Raw genomic sequence first — 20,069 nt, 5'->3', positions numbered from 1 at the left:
CCGCTGGGCCAACAACGCCAGCAACAAAAACCTTGAAGCCCGGGCGCTGATTTTCTAGGGTCATGCCCATACGTCCTGCGCTGGGTTGCCGTGGTTCCGGGGGTTTTCCCGGGCGGGGCTCAGTGGTGTGAACACGAAGAAACGAACAAACCACAAGTTGCTTATGTCACAGAAACCATTGAAAGTCGGATTGATTGGCGGCGGCAAAGGCGCGTTTATTGTGCATCCCCATCAACGCGCCATCCACATGGACGGCACCCGCCGCGTGGTGGCTGGCGCCTTGTTCCCGGATCCCAAAATCGCGCTCGAGGAAGCCGAGAAATGGCCCTATCCCATCAAGGGTTACGGCTCCTACGATGAAATGATCGCTGAACAGGCCAAACTGCCCGAAGAAGAACGCCTGGACTACGTGCTCATCGTGACGCCCAATCATGTGCACTTCGACCCCGCCATGAAGGCCATGAAGGCTGGCATCCCGGTGTTCTGCGAAAAGCCCCTGACCGTCAACCTTAAGCAGGCCACCGAACTGGTGAAGATGCAACGCAAGACCGGCGTGCCTTTTGGTGTGGCGCACACCTATCTGGGCCATTGGACCTCGCGCTTTGCCCGCTGGGTGGTGCGCAGCGGGTTGCTGGGCGAAATCCGCTGGGTGGACAGCTACTACATCCAGGGCTGGCTCGCCACCAAGCTGGAAGACACCGGCCAGCAGCAGGCCTCCTGGCGCGTCAATCCCAAGCTCGCCGGCGCCTCCGGCTGCGGCGGGGACATCGGCACCCACGCCCTCATGCAATTGCGCTACGTCACCGGCCTGGAGGTCACGGAAGTGTCGGCCCAGCTCGAAACTTTTGTGCCCGGCCGCCAATTGGACGACCACTTCACCACCTACTGCAAACTCAACAACGGCGCGCGCGCGCTGGTGCGGGCCTCCCAGATTTGCATCGGGCACAAGAATGATCTGGGCATCAGCATCAACGGCACCAAAGGCTCCCTGCGCTGGCGCCAGGAGGAACCCGAAAGCATCACCATCAGCCTCATGGGCCAGCCCGACCGCGTCTATTGGCGCGGCTGCGTGGTGCCCAACGACGGCTTCCTCAAGGACGTGCCCAAGGAATTGCTCGACGAGGTCACCATTCCGCCCGGGCACCCCGAAGCCTTCCACGATGCCTTTGCCCGCCTGCACCGCTGCTTCGAGGCGGACATCCGGAAGTGGAAAGCCACCGGCAAGGTCACCATTGACGGCAGCAAATACGCCAACATCGAAGACGGCTGGATGGGCCTGGCCTTCATCGAAACCGCGGTCAAAAGCGCGTCCAAGAAAGGCGCGTGGGTCAAAATGCCCAAGAAAATCTAGCCGCGGCGCACGGCCACACGCCGTTTCCCCTCAAGCCCCCGCCTCACCGCGGGGGCTTTTTTATTGCCAGCCTCCCGTCCACCCCTTCACGCCTCGCAGGCAGCACAAGCAACTTCGTGCCATTCCCCGTACTTTTTGTTAAAACACCCCCACGCAAAACACCAAACTCCAAATCATTGTCTCCGTCGGCTCATTCCCAATCGCCATTCACATCCTTAGCTTGTCATACTCACCGCCCTGGCCGCCAACATCCTCTTGACCCTGCCACCGAAAACCAGCCAAGGCATCCAATTCATGGATACCCTCGTCTGCGGCTCGGGCATCTTTTGCCGGCCTTAGCGGCCTCGTTGCCTCCCTTTTCCTTGGGCACAAGGAATCCAATGCCGTCTCGATCAGCGAACTGCTGTCCCGTTTGGAGAGTCTGCAACAAAAAATCGACCAAATTGACCGCGATTCCAAATAACCCCCAAACACAATCCGATGGCTGGCTAATTGCTCGGGCAAATGACCTATTCCCATAAAGGTTGAAGGCATCTCAATGTCAGACTTTTGTCACTAGTGCGAGACATGCTGAGTATTTTATTCTCCCCAATCTGGTGGTTGAAGTTCGACCAATTATCAGGGTCGCTCATCTATTTTATACAAATGCACGCCGTAAGGGGGGAAGGTGTCGCGGAAGGTGGCGTTGGTGAGGGGAAGGCGGCGGTTTTCGTGGAGGACTTCCACGGAAGCTCCCACAGCCTGTTGTTGCAGGGTGAAAACGGCTTGCACGGGCCGGTCGCGCATGGCGACGGCAAATATGTAGAGGGCGCCCTCGTGGCGATGGGCGGCCACGGCCACGGGCACCTCCGGCGGTTCGGTGGTCACACGCACGGCTTGCGGCAGGGTTGGCTGGTTCAGCACGGGGGCCAGAGCATGGATCTGGCGATTAATCTCGGTGATCGCCGGCAGCAGCTCTGGATCGTCCAGCAGGGCTGATTCGTTAAAGCGGGGATTCCATTCGTGGACAAAATAAATAAGGCCACGCGAGCCGTGAATGAGGGACATCCACACCTCGGCCTTCACCTGCGCGGCGGTGGCCTTGTTGGTGGAGCTGATGCGCGTGCATTCGATGCAATTCCAGACCACCTGCTCGGGGCGGCTCCATTGCTTGAGGCGCTCCACCCCCCGAGCCACGTACCAGAGGTTGCCGCGCACGTCCGGATGGCTGTGGGCCACGGGATAAATGTCAAATGACACAATATCGCAGCCTTTGATGTACTCCGGATAATCTTCGGGGTGATTGGTGCGCACGCCGCGGCCATGCCAGCGATCCCACGCCACCCCCTGGCCCAGGTTCAGGAGCACCGGGCGCGTCGGGTCGGCGGCCCGAATGCGGTGGTAATCCTCCACAATTTTTGCCGGCGGAATGGGCGGGCCATAACCCTTGCCCTGCCCAAGGGACTGGGCATTATCCGGTTCATCGCCGTGCATCCAGCCAATGATGATGGGATCATCGCGATGACGAAGCCCCACTTCATTCTGATGACAAATCACCTTCATACCGGCGGCTTTGAGGGCGCTCAACTGCGCCTCGGTGGGACCGCGCCACAGGCCCACATACACGTTGAAGCCCGCGGCTTTGAAGTGCTCGGCCTTGGCAGGGTTCTGCAGCCATACCGCGATTGGGAAAAAGCCGGGATCCGCCGAGGGGCCGTTCTTCCAGCGGGCGTAGGGGCTGGATGAAGCATTGGCCGGCTGCGCCAGGGAGCGTAAGAGTGACAATAAAATTAGCAGTAGGATCAGCACTCCCAGCACGGCCCGCCCGCAAAAGGGGCACGGCCCCAGCTCTCGTCGCCATGGTTGCATGCCATTTTCTTACCGCCAATCCCCGGCTGCATCAAGGGAAAGTGCTTGAGCCGCAGCAGCAAGGTGGCTAGCCTACGCCGCACTATGCGCCTGTGCATTATTGGGACGGGTTACGTGGGATTGGTGACCGGCACCTGTTTTGCGGAGGTGGGCCATCAGGTGGTTTGCGTGGATTGCGATGCCGCCAAGATTGCCACCCTCAAGGCCGGTCAGATGCCCATTTATGAGCCGGGGCTGGAAGAGCTGGTGCAGCGCAACAAGGCCGCCGGCCGCCTGGATTTCACCACCTCCACCAAGGAGGGCGTGGACCGCGCCGACATCATTTTCATTGCGGTGCCCACCCCCCCGCTGCCGGATGGCTCGGTGGATTTGAGCTTCATGGAAGGAGTCTCGCGCGACATTGCTGGCGCCATGACCTCCTACAAAATCGTCGTGGACAAAAGCACCGTGCCCGTAAAAACCGGCGAAAAAGTGGCCGAGACCATCAAACGCTATTGCAAGGCCAAAGTGGAGTTTGACGTTGTCAGCAACCCGGAGTTTTTGCGTGAAGGCTTTGCGGTCGAGGATTTCCTCAAACCAGACCGCATCGTCATTGGTGTGCGCTCGCCGCGCCCCGTGGCCGCAATGAAGGAGTTGTACGCGCCCTTCAACGCCCCCATCATCGTCACCGACATCAATTCGGCCGAGCTGATCAAACACGCCGCCAACTCCTTCCTGGCCCTCAAAATCTCCTACATCAACGCCGTGGCCGCCATTTGCGAAGCCTCCGGCGCCAACGTGGAGGAAGTGGCCAACGGCATCGGCATGGACAAGCGGATTGGCCGGGCCTTCCTGAATGCCGGCATCGGCTTTGGCGGCAGTTGTTTTCCCAAGGATCTGAGCGCGTTCATCCGCATCTCGGAAGATTTGGGCTGTCCCTTTCATTTGTTGCGCGAGGTGCAGCGGATTAACGCGGCACAAATGGACCGCTTTATCAAAAAGATCACCGACACCCTCTGGGTGCTCAAAGGCAAGACGCTGGGCGTGCTGGGGCTGGCGTTCAAGCAGAACACGGATGACATTCGCATGTCCCCCGCCATTGAGCTGTGCCAGCGGCTGCTCAAAGAAGGCGCCCGCCTGCGCGTGCACGATCCCAAAGCCATGCCCAAGGCACGCGCCGTGTTGCCCGAGGCGGAGTACGTGGACGACATGAATGCCTTGGCCGAAGGCTGCGACGCGCTGGTCATTGCCACGGAGTGGGAGGAGTTCAAGAAACTCGACCTGGAGCGGGCCCGCAAGGCGCTCAGCCATCCCATTATGTTTGACGGGCGCAACCTCTTTGACCCGGCCGAAATGGAGCGGCTGGGTTTCATCTATAAAAGCGTGGGACGCTGATGCCCGGCCAACGCATCGAAGTCGCCGCCGGCCTGATTTTCCGCCACGGGCGTTTGCTTGTGGCCCAGCGCCGCGCCGAGGATCATCTGGGGGGAACATGGGAATTTCCCGGAGGCAAACGCGAAGCGGGAGAGAGTTTCGAGATGTGCCTGGCGCGTGAATTGCGGGAGGAGCTGGGCGTGGAAGTGCAGGTGGGGGAGCTGGTGGAAACTGTAGACCACGACTATCCCGAAAAACAGGTGCACCTGCGTTTCTTTCTCTGCCGCATCCTCCACGGTGACCCCCAGCCCCTGGGCTGCGCTGCCCTCGCCTGGATCACCCCGGAGGAAATGGCTCATTACCCGTTTCCCCCCGCCGACGCCCGCCTGCTGGAGAAACTCCGTGCCCAACAAGAATGGTGGCAGGCGGGGCCTTCCGACGATGCGTGTCCCCCGCCACAAGCGCGCGCCTGAAGCTCTCCGCAGGCCTCAAGGCGTACGCAAGCGATAAAACGCCCGGCCGGCCGGGGGTTGGCTATCCACAAAAGGCGTGCGCCCCTCAGCCGCCCCTGGGATTTCCGCCACTGTGGACCACGGCCCGGAAATATCCACCGCCCGCTCGATGATGTAAGTGCGGCCGGGCTGACCTGCAAACTCAAAAGCAAAACCACCGCCTATGGTAAAACGCGGCGCCAGCAGCGGCATGGGTTGCGCGGGCGGCATGACAACCTCCACTCTCACCACCCCCTGCGAAGTGCCACCGCGGGCATCGCGAACCGTATAAGTAAATTGGTCCTGGCCCACAAATCCCGGAGGAGGCGCATACGTAATCAGGCCATCAGCGAGAGTCACTGTAGCCCCATTGGTGCCCGCCTGCACCGCCACCAGGGTCAAGGCATCATTTTCCACATCAGTGCAAAGGGCCAGCAGCACATCTGCAGAGCGTGTCACCGAAGTGTTGGCTGTCACCTGCCAATTGGTCTGGCCCGCCAGCGGCGGGGTGTTGATGCGGAGGAATACCTCCTCGGAATCGAAGCTTTCCCCATTCACTCCCAACGCCGAGACCACATAATAGTATGTGGTGTTCACATCAGGGGTGGAGTCAGTGAAAAAAACATCGTTGTTGGTGCCCAGGCGCTGGTAAGGCCCCCCGGTGGTGGTGCCGCGCTTGACGATGTAATTGGTCACCCCGGGCACGGGCGCCCAAACCAGCGTGGCCTCCGCAGTGCCCGGGAATATTTCCACCCCGGCTGGTTTGGGAGGCGGTAAAGGATTGGCAAGATTGGCCCCAAGCAAATCCACATAAATGTCATCGAGGTAGAAAGGCCCGACGTGGTTAACACTGCCGCTGGCGCGAATCAGGAAGACCGTGAGATTGCTCACCACCGGCCCCGTGTTCAGGTTGATGCCGTCGCCCGTGGTGTTGCGGAAAGTAAAGGCAAACTCCGAGGGATCGGCCGTGCTGGTCATCAGCGTGGGCACGGTCAAATCGTCGCCTTGCAAGTAAACACGATACAAATCATTGGCATTGTCCACCACCAGCCAGACACTAAACCACACGTTGGGCGTAAAGACGCGAAGTCCCTTAAACGCGCCGGCGTCCCGGGCGTTCAGCGGCGTTAGCCCGCTGCCGTTGCTCTGCAATTGAGCCTCGAAATCCGCAAAGTTGCGGCTGGCCGGGGGCAGTGAATCCGAAAGGCCATGAGACATGTTGACGTCGGTGTCGGCGCGGCGAAAGCGCCAGAACACCGTGGCTGTCACATTATTGGAAATCGTCAACGGTCCCAGCGCCCGCCAGGCATCGGCGGTGGTGCTATTGCTGATGCACAAAACCCGGTTGCGTGGCTCAACCGGATCCGCCACTACCTGCACTTCGTTGCTGGCCAGCCAATTATTCTGACCGTTGAGGGGCCCCGGCGTCAGTGCTTGGAAATCCTCAAACAACACGAAACCAGATGGCCGGATGGCCGCCAACATCACCTGCCAGGCGCCGCCGGCGAAGGGCAGGCCGTTGCGATCAACGATTTGATGGCTCGCAGCCCATTCCAGGCGAACCGGCCCTGCAATCGGCGCCGGGAAGCTGAAGCGGTACGGGCCGGCCCCACTACCGACAAGGCTGGTGGCAGCCACGCCATTCACCAGTAAATCGCCGGCATCCACTCCGTTCACTTCCTCATTGAAGACAACCTCGATGGAATCCAGGCTTAAAACCAGTTGGGCGGGGGCCGGCGTCACCACCGCCACGAAGGGAGGTACGGTATCGGTGAAATCATATGTCCACTGATGGGCTGGCAGTTCGGCATCAAAGGAATTGTTAAACAAGTCTTTAATCCCGTGATTGGCGGCAAAACGAATGGCAACCGGCCCGGACAAAGGCTGCGGCGCTTTGAAATAATAACTGGCGCCCTGATTGGTAACTGCCAGTGCAGGGAGTCCATTGATAAGCAAATCCTCAGCCTCAACGCCCGTGACCAACTCGTTGAAACTGACAAGGATGGTTAAGCCCCCCCAATTGGTAATCAGCGAGCCGGGCCCGGGTGAAACAGAAAGAATCGCGGGAGGGGTGAGGTCGGTGGTGTAAGTGTACTGCCAGATGTTCGTCCCCGGAAAAGCATTGCCGGCGTAATCCACTATCCCATGGGAATTATTCCAGCTCAACGTGAGCGGACCAGGTGTTGGGGCGTCGAATTGAAAGGTATAAACTTCCGGCCCCCCCACGACGTTGGTGGCCGGCAAGCCATTAAGCAGCAGGCTGCTGGCGGTGACCCCGCCCACCATTTCGTTGAAGGTGATGGTTGCCTGAAACACCCCGGAAACCGTGCTACCGGCAGCGGGCACCACCTGGATCACCTCGGGGGGGGCCACATCCAGCGCGGGGTCGCTGAGATTCATCCCCTGGGGATCCACGTAAATATCATCAATGTAAAATGGTCCGGTGTGGCCGCTGCCGACGCGAATCAGGAAAGTGACCAGATGATTGGCCACAGGGGTGGTATTCCCATTAAATCCATCGCCGGTGGTGTTGCGAAAAGTGAAATAAGTTTCGCCGTCATTGCCGTCCAGCAGCGTTTGCGTGCCCAAATGCCCCCCCTGCATGTACACGCGGGTCAAATCAGCGGCATTATCTATCACCATCCAAACCTTGTACCAGATGTTGGGGTTGAAGGTATCAACGGCATCAAAGGTGCCGGCGTCGCGCACGTTGAGCGTCCCGCCCACGGTGTTACAATTGATTTGCGCCTCAAAATCCGCAAAACTGCTGGTGGGCGCGGTGACATCCGACATGCCCACCGACACATTGGGCGCACTATCCGCCCGGCGCATACGAAAGAACAAGGTGCCGGTCGTGCCGTTGGTGATGGTGAGCGCGCCGAGGGGTTTGTACACCGGACTTTCGGACATGGCTAGGGCGGCCAGCACCTTGTTGGGGCCGCCGGCCGGATCATTGGTCACCACAAAAGCGCTTTGCGAGGTCACCCATCCATTACGCCCGCCAATGGGGCCGTTGGTCAGGCGGTTGAAAGTGTCCAATTCAACAAAAGCCGCCCGGCCAACCAATAATCCCGCCAGCAGCGTCACGGTTGTGATGAGAACCTTTTTCATGGTTGCCCTTTTTGCTTCAATTATTTTTTAACAGTTTTTTTCAGTTTAAGCCCCGGTATTTTGTCTGTCAAAAAAACCCGGCAAAATTTCTCCCAACACCGCCGGCAGACGCAAAGTAACTGATGGCGTTGTTAATCTGGAAGGCCTGCCTTTCGCCTGTTTCCCGGGCACAGCTTGGGGATGTTGCACCGAAACCGGCGAATAATCCCCTCTTTTCCTGCGTCTGGTTTTTAGATATAAGCACCATATGAACAAACCCTTTGTCGCTTCACGTCGTCGTTTTCTCCAGCAGGCGGGGGCTGCCGCCGGCGGATTGGCCTTGTTTCCCACGCTGGTTCCCTCCTCGGTCATTGGCGCCAACGGCCAGGTGCCCCCCAGCGAGCGCATCACCGTGGGCTTCATTGGCACCGGTGACCACGGCACCAACTGGAATCTGAGCTTTTACCGCAAGCAGAAAGTGGCGCAAATCCTGGCCGTGTGCGACGTGGACGAGCGCCGGCTCATCCGCGCCAAACAAACCGTGGATGAGCATCACGGCAATGAAGATTGCCTGGCCACCAAAGACTTTCGGCACGTTCTGGCCCGCAAGGACATTGATGCCGTGATGATCTCCACGCCAGACCACTGGCACACCATCATCAGCCTCATGGCCATCCAAGCCGGCAAAGATGTGCAATGCGAGAAACCCACCCTGACCATTCATGAAGGCAAGGTGTTGGTGGAGGCCGTGCGCAAACACAAACGGGTCTTTCAGACCAGCACGGAAGACCGCGCGGTGCCGGAATACCACCGCATGGCTGAACTCGTGCGCAACGGCCGCATCGGCAAACTGCAGCGCATCGAAGTCATCCTGCCCAAGCAGCCCACCTCCCCTGGCGATCCCACGCCGCAGCCCGTCCCGCCGGGGCTGGATTATGACATGTGGCTTGGCCCGGCCCCTTACGCCCCCTACACCAAGGACCGGGTGCATTGGAATTTCCGGTGGATTTGGGATTATTCGGGCGGGATTATTTGTGACTGGGGCACCCACCTGTTCGACACGGCCCAATGGGCCAACGACACCGAGCGCAGTGGCCCCGTGGAAATTGAAGGCACCGGCACACACTGGGAAGGCGGACTGTTCAACACCGTCAAGGACTATGACGTGACTTTTCGCTACGCCAATGGCGTGGTGATGACCTGCAAGCCTGGCAACCCCAGCATTAAATTTATCGGCACCGATGGCTGGGTGGGCAACACCGGCTGGCGCGCCCCGGTACAGGCCAGCTCCAAGGAAATCTTGGAAAGCAAAATCGGCCCCAACGAAATCCACCTTTACACCAACCCCGCCGGTGAGCACGACGATTTCCTGAAATGTGTCAAGAGCCGCAAGGATCCCTACTTCCCGGTGGACATTGGCCATCGGGTCTCCACCATCTGCCATCTCGCCAACATCGCCATCAAACTCGGGCGCAAGCTGCGGTGGGACCCGGTCAAGGAGGTCTTTATTGATGACGCTGCCGCCACGGCGATGATGGATCGCGCGCGGCGGGATCCGTGGCAGTTGCCCAAGGTGTGACTTCCGTCCACGATATTTCCGCAGGACGCCCGCCAGTCCTCATCCCGGGTGTCGGCAGCCGCCCCCGGGCTGCGGCTTAAGGTTTGAGCCAGCCGCTGGCGCGCAGCCATTCTTCCACCCGCCGGGGCCAATGCGTGACCGGGTTGTCCGTGGGCCGCAATCCGTAGCCGTGACCACCGCGGGGATAGAGATGCAACTCCGCCGGCACGCCGGCCTTCTTCAAGGCCAGGTAGTAATAGACACTGTTCTCCACTCGCACGCCATCATCCTGTGTCTGCACCAAGAAAGTGGGCGGAAGATTGGAGGAAATGGTCAGTTCAGGAGCGATGGCATCATTCTCCTTGGGCACAGTAAGGTAAGCCGGATAAACCAACACCGTAAAATCCGGCCGGCAACTTAGCTTGTCGGCCTCATCCACCGGCGCGTAATGCCGGCTGGCATGGCGGCAGGACAGCAGAGCACACAAATGCCCTCCCGCCGAAAAGCCCAGAACGCCGAGACGCTCCGGATCCAGATTCCATTCCCGGGCGCGGGCACGCACCAGCCCCATCGCCCGCTGGGCATCCTCCAGCGGCGCCTCCCAACGCTCCCGGTTCTTGCGGATGGGCACGCGATATTTCAGCAGGACGGCATTCACGCCAATCGAGTTCAACCATTCCGCCACCTCGGTGCCCTCCAAATCCCACGCCAGAATATGATAGGCTCCCCCCGGACATACCAGGATGGTGGTGCGCGTGTTCCGCTCCGCTGGCGCCGGGTAAAACGTCAGTGTGGGCCGGCTGACCGGTGCCAGCCGCATCACCCGGCGCCCTGCCACCAAGCCCCCCTTCTCGTTAGTGGTGTCGCGCTCCTCACCGTACGTTTCCGTTTCGCCCGGTGGCTGGTTCGGCCAGAGAGGCAAAGTGACCGGTGCGGGTGCGGCATGAAGGACAAACGCCATGCTGCACATAAGGAAAAGCCAGATTCCATGATTCATGGTTTATTCTCCCAAATTTTTCTGCAACAACCGCCGTAATCCCGGCGGGTCCAGCACCGTGACCGTACGGCCTTTGACAGAAACGAGTTTTTGCGACTTGAACTTTGCCAGTGTGCGGGAAAGGGTCTCGCTGACCGTGCCCAGTTCGGCCGCCAGCACGCGCTTGGTCATGCTCAGCTCGATGGTCACCGGCGTCGGCTGCTCGGGGTGGGGGCACCGCTTGATGAGCCAGTTGGCCAGCCGGGTCTCCACATCCTTCATCATCAGGTCTTCCATCTGCGCCACCAGGGCGCGCAAGTGCAGGCTCATGGAGGCCAACATGCGCAAGGCCAGCTCGGGTTGCCGGCGCAGCAGCGCCAGAAAAGCCGACTTTTGCACCAGCAACACCTGCGATGGCTCCACCGCCTTGGCATCCGCCGGGTAGCCCGCATCGGTGGCCAGTGTGGCCTCGGCAAAAGTCTCCCCGGCCCGAAAGATGCGAATCACCTGCTCTTTGCCCGCGGCGTTGACGCGATGCACGTTCACCGCGCCGGCCTGCACAATATAAAAGCCCTGTGACGGCTGGCTTTCGCGAAACAAATATTCCCCTTTTTGCAACGGTTTCACCACCACAGCCGCCGCAATGGCCGTCAAATCCTCGGTCGAAAGGCCGTGGAAAATCCGGCAATTTCGCAAGGTATTAAGAATGGCTGCCTGCTTCAGGTCGGCGGCTAAGCTCATGGGTTTATTATGCGTCAAGCCTTGCGCACTGTCGCGCTGAAAATGCAACGGGGACAGGCGGCGGGAAGCCATGTAAGTTTTTGCTTCTTTAGATACCGGGAGTCCTTTAGCCTGCCCCCGTGCCACAGGCCGAACTTTCGGACGAAGCCCTGCTTGAGCAAGCCCGCCAAGGGAGCCTGGAAGCCTTGGAGACACTGGTGAGCCGCTACGAGCAGCCCGTGTACAACCTGGCCATGCGCCTCCTCCGCCATGAGCAGGATGCCGAAGACGTCACCCAGCAGACGTTTTTAAATCTCGTCGAAAACCTGGATTCATTCCGGGGGGAAAGCTCGTTTCGCACCTGGCTTTATCGGGTGGCCACCTTTGCCGCCTTTAAAATCCTGCGCAAGCGCAAGGGGCTGGACACCATCTCCCTGGATGCTTCCGTGGATCCCACCCCGGAACAGGAGGGCCCTCCGCCGCACCCCGAATTTATTGCCGACTGGCGGGACACGCCGGAGCACCTGGCCCAACGACAGGAGGTGCGCCAGCTTATCGAGCAGGCCCTCGCCGAGCTCGACGAAAAACACCGGGTGGTATTCCTGCTGCGCGACGTGGAGGGGTTGTCGGTGGAAGAAACCGCCACCGCGCTGGGCATTACCCCGGCCAATGTCAAGGTGCGCCTGTTGCGGGCCCGGCTGCAACTGCGCGAACGCCTGACGCGATGGCTGGGCGATCCTGAACGCCGCCTTGCCCCCCACCAGCACGAGGAAGCCGAAGATTAAGCTGTAACTTTTCCTGGCTTGGCGACTCCATCATTATGAGCACCATGAATTGCGAAGAAATCCTGGCCGCCCTCAATGAATACGTGGACGGCAACGAAGCCGCCCCTCTTTGCGAGGAGTTCAAGCAGCATCTGGCCCATTGCCAGCCCTGCCAGGTGGTGGTCAACAACCTGCGGCAGACGATTCTGTTGTGCAAGGATGGACGGCAATACGAAATTCCGCCCCAGTGCCGGGAAAAAATCCATGCCCTGTTGCGCGAAAAGTTTAAGGCGCGCCTGGAGCAAGAAAAGAACAGGCACGCCCCGTGACCCCGGCTCGCGGAGGGAATTGATTGGCCCTTAGTGTCGGGCCGCACTCCCCAAACCCAGCCCACCTTTAACAGGCCCCTTCCCCAACCCCCTCCCCCAAGCCCGGGGCTCGTCCGATTCTCCTGCCAGGACAGGAGTCCTAAATCAACCTGCTTACTTCTTCGCGGGAGAATTGCATTTTTCGCAGATCTTCTTTTCCTTGGCGGACTCCACGCAGCAAGGATGCGCACAAGCCTTGCCCTTGGCGATGGCCTTGTCACAGCAGGAGGCATCCTTCTGGCATTTCTCACAGGTTTTTTCGGCCTTGCGGGCTTCCACGCAGCAGGGGTGCGCGCAGTCTTTGCCCTTGGATTTGGCCTGCACACAACAAGATTGCGCCGCCAGCACAGCAGAAGTACCCAGACTCAGAGCGGCTGCCAGCAGGACTGCCACAAGCATGCGAGTAGTTTTCATGGGATTTTGGATGTATTCGTTTCGGCCCGGCCGCCGTGGGGCGCTGACAGGCGGCACAAGCCACACCACCTGCCCGGCAAGCCTTTCAGGGAGGCTGGCTTTTACAGGTGATTCAACTGGTAAAATGCCATCATTTAACAGCTTTGACAATGTTAAATTCTACCGGCCATGGCAGCTCAACTGCTAAGAACGGCCAAGAACAGCCGCGCCGGCCGGAAGAAGACAGCGGGCTTGTCAGTCGGGCGCCTTTACGGTTTAACTCGCTCATGCAACAACGCACTCGCAAGCCGGTGGATGGGGCGCTGCAAAAGCGCATTGAAGAACTCGTGGCCAGCCAGGGGGGTGGTTACAACGAGGATTTGGTGGCGGACATGATCGCCACCGCCCTCAAGCTGCTCAAGGACGTCAAACACCGGGGCGATGTGCGCATCATCCAGACGGCACTGCGCGAGCTGCGTTATGCTTTCAAATTGTTTGAGCCTTACGCCGCCGTGCGCAAGGTGGCCATTTTTGGCTCGGCTCGCACCCGCCCCCAGCGGCCCGAGTACAAACAAGCCGTGGAGTTTGCCCGCCGGATGGTGGAGGCCGGTTACATGGTAATCACGGGCGCCGGCCCGGGCATCATGCAGGCCGGACATGAAGGGGCGGGGCCGGAAAAAAGTTTTGGCGCCAATATCCGCCTGCCCTGGGAGCAATCGGCCAACCCGGTCATTTCCCAGGACAAAAAACTCATCACGTTCAAATATTTCTTCACCCGCAAGCTGACCTTTATCCGGCAGAGCGATGCGCTGGCCCTGTTTCCCGGCGGTTTTGGCACGTTGGACGAGGGATTCGAGGCCCTGACCCTCATGCAAACGGGCAAAAGCCAGATCATGCCGCTGGTGTTGATTGACCGCCCCGGGGGGACTTATTGGAAAACCTGGGACAAGCACGTTAGGGAACACCTGCTTCGCAATGAGTTGATATCGCCCGAAGATCTAAATCTTTATCAGATCACCGACGACCCGGAACAGGCGGTGAGGTGGATCACCCGCTTCTACCGCAATTACCATTCCTTCCGTTATGTCAAAGACCTCCTCGTGTTACGGCTCCAACACGCCCCCAGCCCCGGCGCCCTGCGCAGCTTGAACGAGGACTTTGCGGACATCGTCAAAGGCGAGCCCTTCCGCCTCATTCAGGCCACACCGGAGGAAATCGAGGATGAGGACGTGCCCACGCTGCCCCGGCTGGCCTTTGGTTTCAACCGCAAGAATTATGGCCGGCTGCGCGAATTGATTGACCGGCTCAATACGCTGTGAATCCCCTGCCCTGCCCCCTTGTGGATGTGCACCTGCATTTGCAGGATGATTTCCTTTCCGCGCGGCTGGACGAAATACTCCATCTGGCCCGCACGGCAGGGGTGCAGGGATTCATCAACAACGGCGCCGAGGAAAGCGACTGGCCCCAGGTGCTGGCACAGTCCCGCGCGCACCCCGCCATCGTGCCGTGTTTTGGGTTGCATCCGTGGTATGTCGGCGCGCGCTCACCGCAATGGCTGGAAACCTTGGAGCAGCACCTCGATGCCGTCCCCTCGGCCGTGGGGGAAATTGGGCTGGACCGGTGGAAAGAACCGCGCGACGAAGCGGCGCAGGAGGAGGTTTTTCGCGCCCAGCTTGCTGTGGCCCGGCGCCGCCGGCTGCCCGCCATGATCCACTGCGTACGCGCCTGGGGATGGTTGATGGACGTTCTGCGCGACGAGCCGCCGCTGCCGGCCGGTTTTCTGTTGCATGCCTACGGCGGCCCCGCCGAGCTGATCCAACCCCTGGCCGAAATGGGCGCCTACTTCAGTTACGGCGGCAGCACCCTGGACGAACGCAAAAAATTGCGGCGTGAAACGCTGCCGCTGATTCCACCAGACCGTTTGCTGTTGGAAACCGATGCGCCCGACATGCCCCCGCCGCCGCCTCACTGCCTGCGCCCCCTGCAGGACCAGCACGGACGCCGGGTCAACGAGCCAGCCAACCTGCGGCCCATTTTGCGAGGGGTGGCCGCCCTCTTGGGGATGAGCGAAGAAGCGCTGGCACAACAACTCTGGCAAAACACGCAAAGGTTTCTGGGGCCTCGGCTATTACCTGCCCCGGGGCCTCCGCCCGCCCCATGAGCGATCCCCGTTTCACCCGCACCGTCCAGCTCATCGGCGAAGCCGGCCTGCAACGGCTGCAATCCTCCTTCGTCGTCGTGGCCGGTCTGGGGGCGGTGGGCAGTTTTGCCACCGAAGCCCTGGCCCGCGCAGGCGTGGGCCGCCTGCGGCTGGTGGATTTTGATCGGGTACAGCTCAGCAACCTCAACCGCCAACTGTTTGCCTTGGAATCCACTTTGGGACGCCTCAAATGCGAAGTGGCACGTGAGCGTGTGCTCGACATCAACCCTCGGTGCCAGGTGGAAACGCTGGCGTTAAAACTGGATCGTCAGACCGCCGTACAAGCCCTAAGCGGCCAGCCGGATTTGGTTCTGGATGCCATTGATTCAGTCACCGGCAAGATGGCGCTGGTGCTTGAAGCCCACACCCGCGGTATTCCCCTCATGGCCTCGATGGGGGCCGCCCGACGCCGGGACCCGGCCCAGGTGCAGGCGGGATTGTTTTCCCAGGTGACCGCCTGTCCGCTGGCCAGGCATTTGCGGCAACGCCTGCGCCGCGCCGGCTTCACGGGAGACTTTTTATGCATCTACTCCACCGAACCGGCGGCCCCCTTGGGGGTGGCAGCCCGGCGGGATGAAAAAATGTCCCAGGAGGAGCCAAATCTTTTGGACCCACGGGCGGGACTGGGCAGCCTGCCAACCCTCACCGGCCTGTTTGGCTTGCGGCTGGCGCATGAAGCCTTGCGCTTTTTATTGGAATGCCCCACGGTGGCCGGAGAAAATCAGGCTCGTTAATTCGCCCTCCCTGCGATACATTGGCCTTTATGAATACCTGGTTTGCAGGTGATTTTCCCGTGCGGCGGTTGCGCCGCCTGCGTCAGACCGAGGCCTTGCGGCGCCTGGTGCGCGAGAACCGCCTGAGTGCGGATCAATTGGTGCTGCCGCTTTTCGTCCGCCATGGACAGGGGGTGCGTCAACCGGTGAATTCCATGCCGGGCGTGTGCCAGCTTTCCGTGGATGAACTGGTCAAAGAAGCGGGCCGTGCCCAGGAGGCGGGGGTCCAGGCCGTTTTGCTGTTTGGCCTGCCGGCGCGCAAGGACGAACGCGCTTCGGAGGCCTATGCCCCGCAGGGAATCGTGCAGCAGGCCGTGCGACAACTGAAAAAGGCTTTTCCCCAACTGGTGGTCATCACGGACGTGTGCCTCTGTGAGTATATGAGCCACGGTCACTGCGGGCTCGTGGACCAAAAGGACCGCACCGGCCGCGTACTCAACGATCCCTCGCTTCAACTGCTCGCCAAAACCGCCCTCAGCCACGCCCGGGCGGGGGCCGATATTGTCGCCCCCAGCGATATGATGGATGGCCGGGTGCGCGCCATCCGGGAAGCCCTGGACAAGGCCGGTTTTACCGAGACGCCCATCATGGCTTATGCGGCCAAATTCGCCTCCGCCTTCTATGGCCCCTTTCGTGAGGCAGCCGAGTCGGCCCCAGGGTTTGGGGACCGGCGCAGCTACCAAATGGACCCGGCGAACGGGGACGAGGCGTTGCGTGAAGTGGCCCTCGATGTGGCGGAAGGCGCCGACATTGTCATGGTGAAGCCGGCCCTGGCTTATCTGGATGTCTTGTACCGGGTCAAGATCACCTTCGGCCTGCCCACCGCGGCCTATGCCGTCAGCGCCGAGTATTCCATGATCAAAGCGGCCGGGGCCAGGGGATGGATTGATGAGGCCGCAGTGCAGTGGGAAAGTCTGCTGGCCATGCGGCGCGCCGGGGCTGACATTCTTATCACCTACGCCGCGGTGGACATGGCGCGCCGGTTAAATTCCGCCCGTTAACCTTCCCGCGGCTTCTCCGGGCCGGCAGGGGACTGCGGCGCAGGCGCCCCGTCACTCAGCCGAGGCTCCTGCAAGGGCTCGGAGATACGGTGCTCCTCTCCCAGCCACCTGCCCAAATCAATCAGGCGGCATCGCTCCGAGCAGAAAGGCCCGTAGGGACCGCCAAACCAGTCGCCCACCTTTTTACAGGTGGGGCATTTAATGCGTCGCGGCACTGCCATGGGCGCAGCTTAGCACAGGGAGTGTTTTCACACAGCCGGCGCCACGTGTTCATCCAGCACCAGGACGCCGTGGGGAGGAATGTCGTAATTGCCCGTGAAGGTGCGGCCGCTCAAGAAATCATGGGCGGGCTTGTAAAACGTAATCCGCACCGGCGAGGCCTGGTGATTGAGCAGGAAAAACACTTTCTTGCCGTTGCCCTCGCGCAGGCTCACCTCCACCGTGTCGGGGACTTTAAGGAGCGGATGCAACCCCGCCATGCCTCGCAGCCAGGCCATCAAATCCAAATAGAAGGGCTGATGACTGACAGTCCCCACATAGACCGCGCGGCCCTTGCCATAATCATTGATCGTCACCGCCGGCCGGCCGGCATAGAAATCCTTGGCATACGTGGCCACAATCTGGCAGCCGCGCGGCTCGATAATGTCGCACCATAACCAAGCCGGATGCAGGGCGCTGGTGGGGAATGTGCCCCGAAAGGCCAGATGGTTTTCCTCGCCCGGTGCCAGGGTGTCAAATTCCTGCACCTCCAGCCCAAAGACATCGCCCAGCAAATAAGGCAGCCCGCCATCCGGTACCATACTGTTCTCGTCCAGCAACCCGCTGTTGCAGGTGGATACCAGGGTGCCGCCCTGCTCGACATATTGGCGCAGCACCGCGGCCTCCACCTCGCTGTACAGGCGCAGCGATGGCGCAATGATGAGCCGGTACCGGCTTAAATCCTCGTCCGTCCGCACAAAGTCCACCGGCATGTTGCGATCGTGCAAGGCGGTGTAATACAACAGAACGTGATCATGCTGGCGAAAATGCCGGTTGGGCTGAAACGGCAGCTTCTGGGTCCATTCGTTGGCGTGGCTGTAGAGCAGGCCCACCTCTGCCCTGACTTCGGTGCCCTGCAACAAAGGACGCAGCCGCTGCATCTCCTCGCCAATCTGGCAGATCTCGCGGTACACCCGGTTCTCCCCCCGGCCGTCATGCGTCAGCACGCCGCCGTAAAATTGCTCGGTGCCAAAACGCGGCTGCCGCCAATAAAAGTAAAACACCGCATCCGCGCCGCGCGAAATAAACTGGTAGGTGAACAGCCGTGTTACCCCGGGACGCAGCAGCGGATTGACCTCCTGCCAGTTCACCTGCCCCGCCTTCTGTTCAATGACCCAAAAGTTTAACCCCTCTCCGGGCAGGCGGCGATGCCGTTTCTTGAGCGAACGCGCCATGTCAATTTCGCAGGCATTGATGGCTGATCGGGTTTTAACCGTGGCGTAGCTGTCCATGGACACAAAGTCGAGCACTTCGGCCACATCAAACTGGTCATAGTGCCGGCCAAAGATGCGCATGTTGGTGGTGACCGGCGCGTGGGGCGTCAGCTCCCGCAGCAGCTCGGCCTGCATTTTGAGGTAGGCTACGATGGTGTCGCTGGAAAAACGCATCCAGTCGAGCATCAAGCCCGGATGATGGGCGGTGGGCGCCCGCATGGGCATGGGCACCTGTTCAAACGCCGTCGCCGTCTGGCCCCAGAACCGCAGTCCCAGGCATTCGTTGAGGCGCTCCACCGTTTCGTATTTGGCGCGCAACCAATCGTGCCAGTCCTTGCGGGTTTCCGGATTGTAACAAAACTCGGTGGCATGGCCGCCAATGCCGTTGTCAATCTGCCAGGCCAGGAGCTGGGGATGATCTCCCAGCGCCCGGGCCATCGCCGTCACAATTTTGCGTGAGTATTCCCAGAAGACATCGCAGTTCAGGCAGCAGGCATGGCGAGTGCCCTCATGTAACACCAGCCCCTTCTCATCAATCGGCAAAATCTCCGGATGTTTCTGGCTCAACCACAACGGCGGGGCCGCCGTGGGCGTGGCCAGCACGACCTTGATGCCGTGGCGCTGCATGACGTCCATCACCCGCCGCAGCCAGGCAAAATCATATTTTCCCTCCTCCGGCTCGCAGATCCCCCAGGTGAACTCCCCCATGCGCACGGCGTTGATGCCTGCCGCCACCATCAATTCCGCATCGCGTTCCCAACGGCGTTCCGGCTCCTCCGCCGTGCCAGCATAAGGATAAACCCAATGCTCCGGATGATAATCGGCGCCAAAATACATAAGGCTTTGGGTGACTGCTACAAGTTACCCCACCGGCGACAGGCTGACAACCCGAAAGGCGGCGGGCCAATGCCGTTGGCCTGCCTGCCGCTGAAGCCTCCGGTTTTTCCGTTGCGCATTCATTGGGGTAGTATTACGATTAGGACAGTTGTTATGATTGCTTTCTTTAGCGGCTGGCTGGCGGGCACCTTGCATGTGTGGTCCGGTCCGGACCACCTCGCGGCCATTGCGCCGCTGGCCACCCGCTATCCTCAACGGGCCTGGGTGCCCGGCGCCCGCTGGGGCATAGGCCATTCAGCCGGCGTGGCCCTGGTGGGTCTGCTCGCGCTTCTGGCCCGGGAATGGCTCCCCGTGGAGGCGATTTCCCATTGGGGAGAAAAACTGGTGGGGGTGCTGCTCATGGGCATTGGTGTATGGGGGGTGCACAAAGCACATCGGCTGGTGGTTCACGCGCACCCTCATGACCACGGCCACCAGTCCTCCCCCCACGCACATTTGCACGTGCATGAAATCGGCCCGCGATCCCCTGGTTCCCATGGCCATGTCCACGCCGCCATGGGCATTGGGGTTTTGCATGGCCTGGCCGGCAGCTCGCATCTGCTGGGCATTTTGCCCATGCTGGGCATGCGCACCCAATGGGAAAGCGCTCTTTATTTGGCCGCGTTTGCCGCCGGGACCATCCTGAGCATGGCCGTTTTCTCCCTGCTGATTGGCTGGCTGGCCCGACGGTTCCAGCTCTCCAGCCTGAAGGCCTACCGCAGTCTGATGACCTTGTGCGGTCTGGCGGCCTTCGGCATCGGTCTGGCATGGCTCTTCCTCGCCCAAGCTGAGGGTGGACATTAAACCTGCCCGCCGCCCGGCATCATCTGCCAAC

The 20,069-nt window shown here is 60.5% G+C and carries 18 protein-coding genes; 11 read left to right on the top strand and 7 right to left on the bottom strand.

Features of this window, described 5'->3' with window-relative positions:
• The first annotated feature begins 163 nt into the window (after window positions 1-163).
• Window positions 164-1,351 (top strand): Gfo/Idh/MocA family oxidoreductase, encoded by a 1,188-nt coding sequence (locus N3J91_16445; protein MCX8158003.1) that lies wholly within the window; start codon window positions 164-166, stop codon window positions 1,349-1,351.
• 618 nt (window positions 1,352-1,969) lie between these two features.
• Here the strand turns inward: N3J91_16445 and N3J91_16440 are convergent.
• Window positions 1,970-3,199 (bottom strand): hypothetical protein, encoded by a 1,230-nt coding sequence (locus N3J91_16440; GenBank protein MCX8158002.1) that lies wholly within the window; start codon window positions 3,197-3,199, stop codon window positions 1,970-1,972.
• Between the two features lie 84 nt (window positions 3,200-3,283).
• On the opposite strand from N3J91_16440, the gene N3J91_16435 reads away from it, so the two are divergent.
• The gene (locus N3J91_16435) at window positions 3,284-4,573 is read left to right on the top strand and encodes a UDP-glucose/GDP-mannose dehydrogenase family protein (protein ID MCX8158001.1); all 1,290 of its coding nucleotides are present in this window, start codon (window positions 3,284-3,286) and stop codon (window positions 4,571-4,573) included.
• Window positions 4,573-5,025, top strand: coding sequence for an 8-oxo-dGTP diphosphatase MutT (gene mutT, locus N3J91_16430; GenBank protein MCX8158000.1), 453 nt, complete (start codon window positions 4,573-4,575; stop codon window positions 5,023-5,025). The genes N3J91_16435 and mutT overlap by 1 nt, the downstream gene beginning before the upstream one ends.
• A gap of 15 nt (window positions 5,026-5,040) precedes the next feature.
• Here the strand turns inward: mutT and N3J91_16425 are convergent, their stop codons facing one another.
• The gene (locus N3J91_16425) at window positions 5,041-8,154 is read right to left on the bottom strand and encodes a cadherin-like domain-containing protein (protein MCX8157999.1); all 3,114 of its coding nucleotides are present in this window, start codon (window positions 8,152-8,154) and stop codon (window positions 5,041-5,043) included.
• Window positions 8,155-8,401: 247 nt separating this feature from the next.
• Here N3J91_16425 and N3J91_16420 point away from each other — a divergent pair, with 247 nt between their 5' ends.
• The gene (locus tag N3J91_16420; protein ID MCX8157998.1) at window positions 8,402-9,712 is read left to right on the top strand and encodes a Gfo/Idh/MocA family oxidoreductase; all 1,311 of its coding nucleotides are present in this window, start codon (window positions 8,402-8,404) and stop codon (window positions 9,710-9,712) included.
• A gap of 76 nt (window positions 9,713-9,788) precedes the next feature.
• Here the strand turns inward: N3J91_16420 and N3J91_16415 are convergent, their stop codons facing one another.
• Both N3J91_16415 and N3J91_16410 read right to left on the bottom strand, forming a co-directional pair.
• Window positions 9,789-10,688, bottom strand: coding sequence for an alpha/beta hydrolase (locus N3J91_16415; protein ID MCX8157997.1), 900 nt, complete (start codon window positions 10,686-10,688; stop codon window positions 9,789-9,791).
• Window positions 10,689-10,691: 3 nt separating this feature from the next.
• Window positions 10,692-11,408 (bottom strand): Crp/Fnr family transcriptional regulator, encoded by a 717-nt coding sequence (locus N3J91_16410; GenBank protein ID MCX8157996.1) that lies wholly within the window; start codon window positions 11,406-11,408, stop codon window positions 10,692-10,694.
• Window positions 11,409-11,527: 119 nt separating this feature from the next.
• On the opposite strand from N3J91_16410, the gene N3J91_16405 reads away from it, so the two are divergent.
• Window positions 11,528-12,172, top strand: coding sequence for a sigma-70 family RNA polymerase sigma factor (locus tag N3J91_16405; GenBank protein ID MCX8157995.1), 645 nt, complete (start codon window positions 11,528-11,530; stop codon window positions 12,170-12,172).
• Window positions 12,173-12,207: 35 nt separating this feature from the next.
• Window positions 12,208-12,480 carry a zf-HC2 domain-containing protein gene (locus N3J91_16400; GenBank protein ID MCX8157994.1) on the top strand — a complete coding sequence of 91 codons (273 nt, stop codon included), beginning with the start codon at window positions 12,208-12,210 and terminating at the stop codon, window positions 12,478-12,480.
• 153 nt (window positions 12,481-12,633) lie between these two features.
• Here the strand turns inward: N3J91_16400 and N3J91_16395 are convergent, their stop codons facing one another.
• A complete protein-coding gene (locus N3J91_16395; protein MCX8157993.1) occupies window positions 12,634-13,083 on the bottom strand; it encodes a hypothetical protein in 450 nt (149 codons plus the stop codon).
• A gap of 116 nt (window positions 13,084-13,199) precedes the next feature.
• Here N3J91_16395 and N3J91_16390 point away from each other — a divergent pair, with 116 nt between their 5' ends.
• The 4 genes from N3J91_16390 to hemB are packed head-to-tail and all read left to right on the top strand — an operon-like array spanning window position 13,200 to window position 16,886.
• Entirely contained in the window at window positions 13,200-14,231 is a 1,032-nt protein-coding gene (locus N3J91_16390) for an LOG family protein (protein MCX8157992.1), read from the top strand.
• On the top strand, window positions 14,228-15,073 hold the full coding sequence (locus N3J91_16385) for a TatD family hydrolase (GenBank protein MCX8157991.1): 846 nt from the start codon (window positions 14,228-14,230) through the stop codon (window positions 15,071-15,073). The genes N3J91_16390 and N3J91_16385 overlap by 4 nt, the downstream gene beginning before the upstream one ends.
• The gene (locus N3J91_16380) at window positions 15,070-15,846 is read left to right on the top strand and encodes a tRNA threonylcarbamoyladenosine dehydratase (protein ID MCX8157990.1); all 777 of its coding nucleotides are present in this window, start codon (window positions 15,070-15,072) and stop codon (window positions 15,844-15,846) included. Before N3J91_16385 ends, N3J91_16380 begins: the two co-directional genes overlap by 4 nt.
• Before the next feature lie 29 nt (window positions 15,847-15,875).
• Window positions 15,876-16,886, top strand: a complete 1,011-nt coding sequence (gene hemB / locus N3J91_16375) for a porphobilinogen synthase (protein ID MCX8157989.1) — start codon at window positions 15,876-15,878, stop codon at window positions 16,884-16,886.
• Here the strand turns inward: hemB and N3J91_16370 are convergent.
• Both N3J91_16370 and N3J91_16365 read right to left on the bottom strand, forming a co-directional pair.
• Window positions 16,883-17,107, bottom strand: coding sequence for a DNA gyrase inhibitor YacG (locus N3J91_16370; GenBank protein MCX8157988.1), 225 nt, complete (start codon window positions 17,105-17,107; stop codon window positions 16,883-16,885). The two genes, hemB and N3J91_16370, sit on opposite strands and share 4 nt — an antisense overlap.
• Before the next feature lie 27 nt (window positions 17,108-17,134).
• Window positions 17,135-19,195: a beta-galactosidase gene (locus N3J91_16365; protein ID MCX8157987.1), complete on the bottom strand. Its 2,061-nt coding sequence runs from the start codon at window positions 19,193-19,195 to the stop codon at window positions 17,135-17,137.
• A 153-nt stretch (window positions 19,196-19,348) separates the two neighbouring features.
• Between N3J91_16365 and N3J91_16360 the strand changes: the two genes are divergently transcribed.
• Window positions 19,349-20,038, top strand: a complete 690-nt coding sequence (locus tag N3J91_16360; protein MCX8157986.1) for a sulfite exporter TauE/SafE family protein — start codon at window positions 19,349-19,351, stop codon at window positions 20,036-20,038.
• The last annotated feature ends 31 nt before the right edge of the window (window positions 20,039-20,069 follow it).

The organism is Verrucomicrobiia bacterium, from assembly GCA_026414565.1.
GTDB lineage: Bacteria > Verrucomicrobiota > Verrucomicrobiia > Limisphaerales > Fontisphaeraceae > Fontisphaera.
This window is presented reverse-complemented; position numbering and strand designations above follow the sequence as displayed.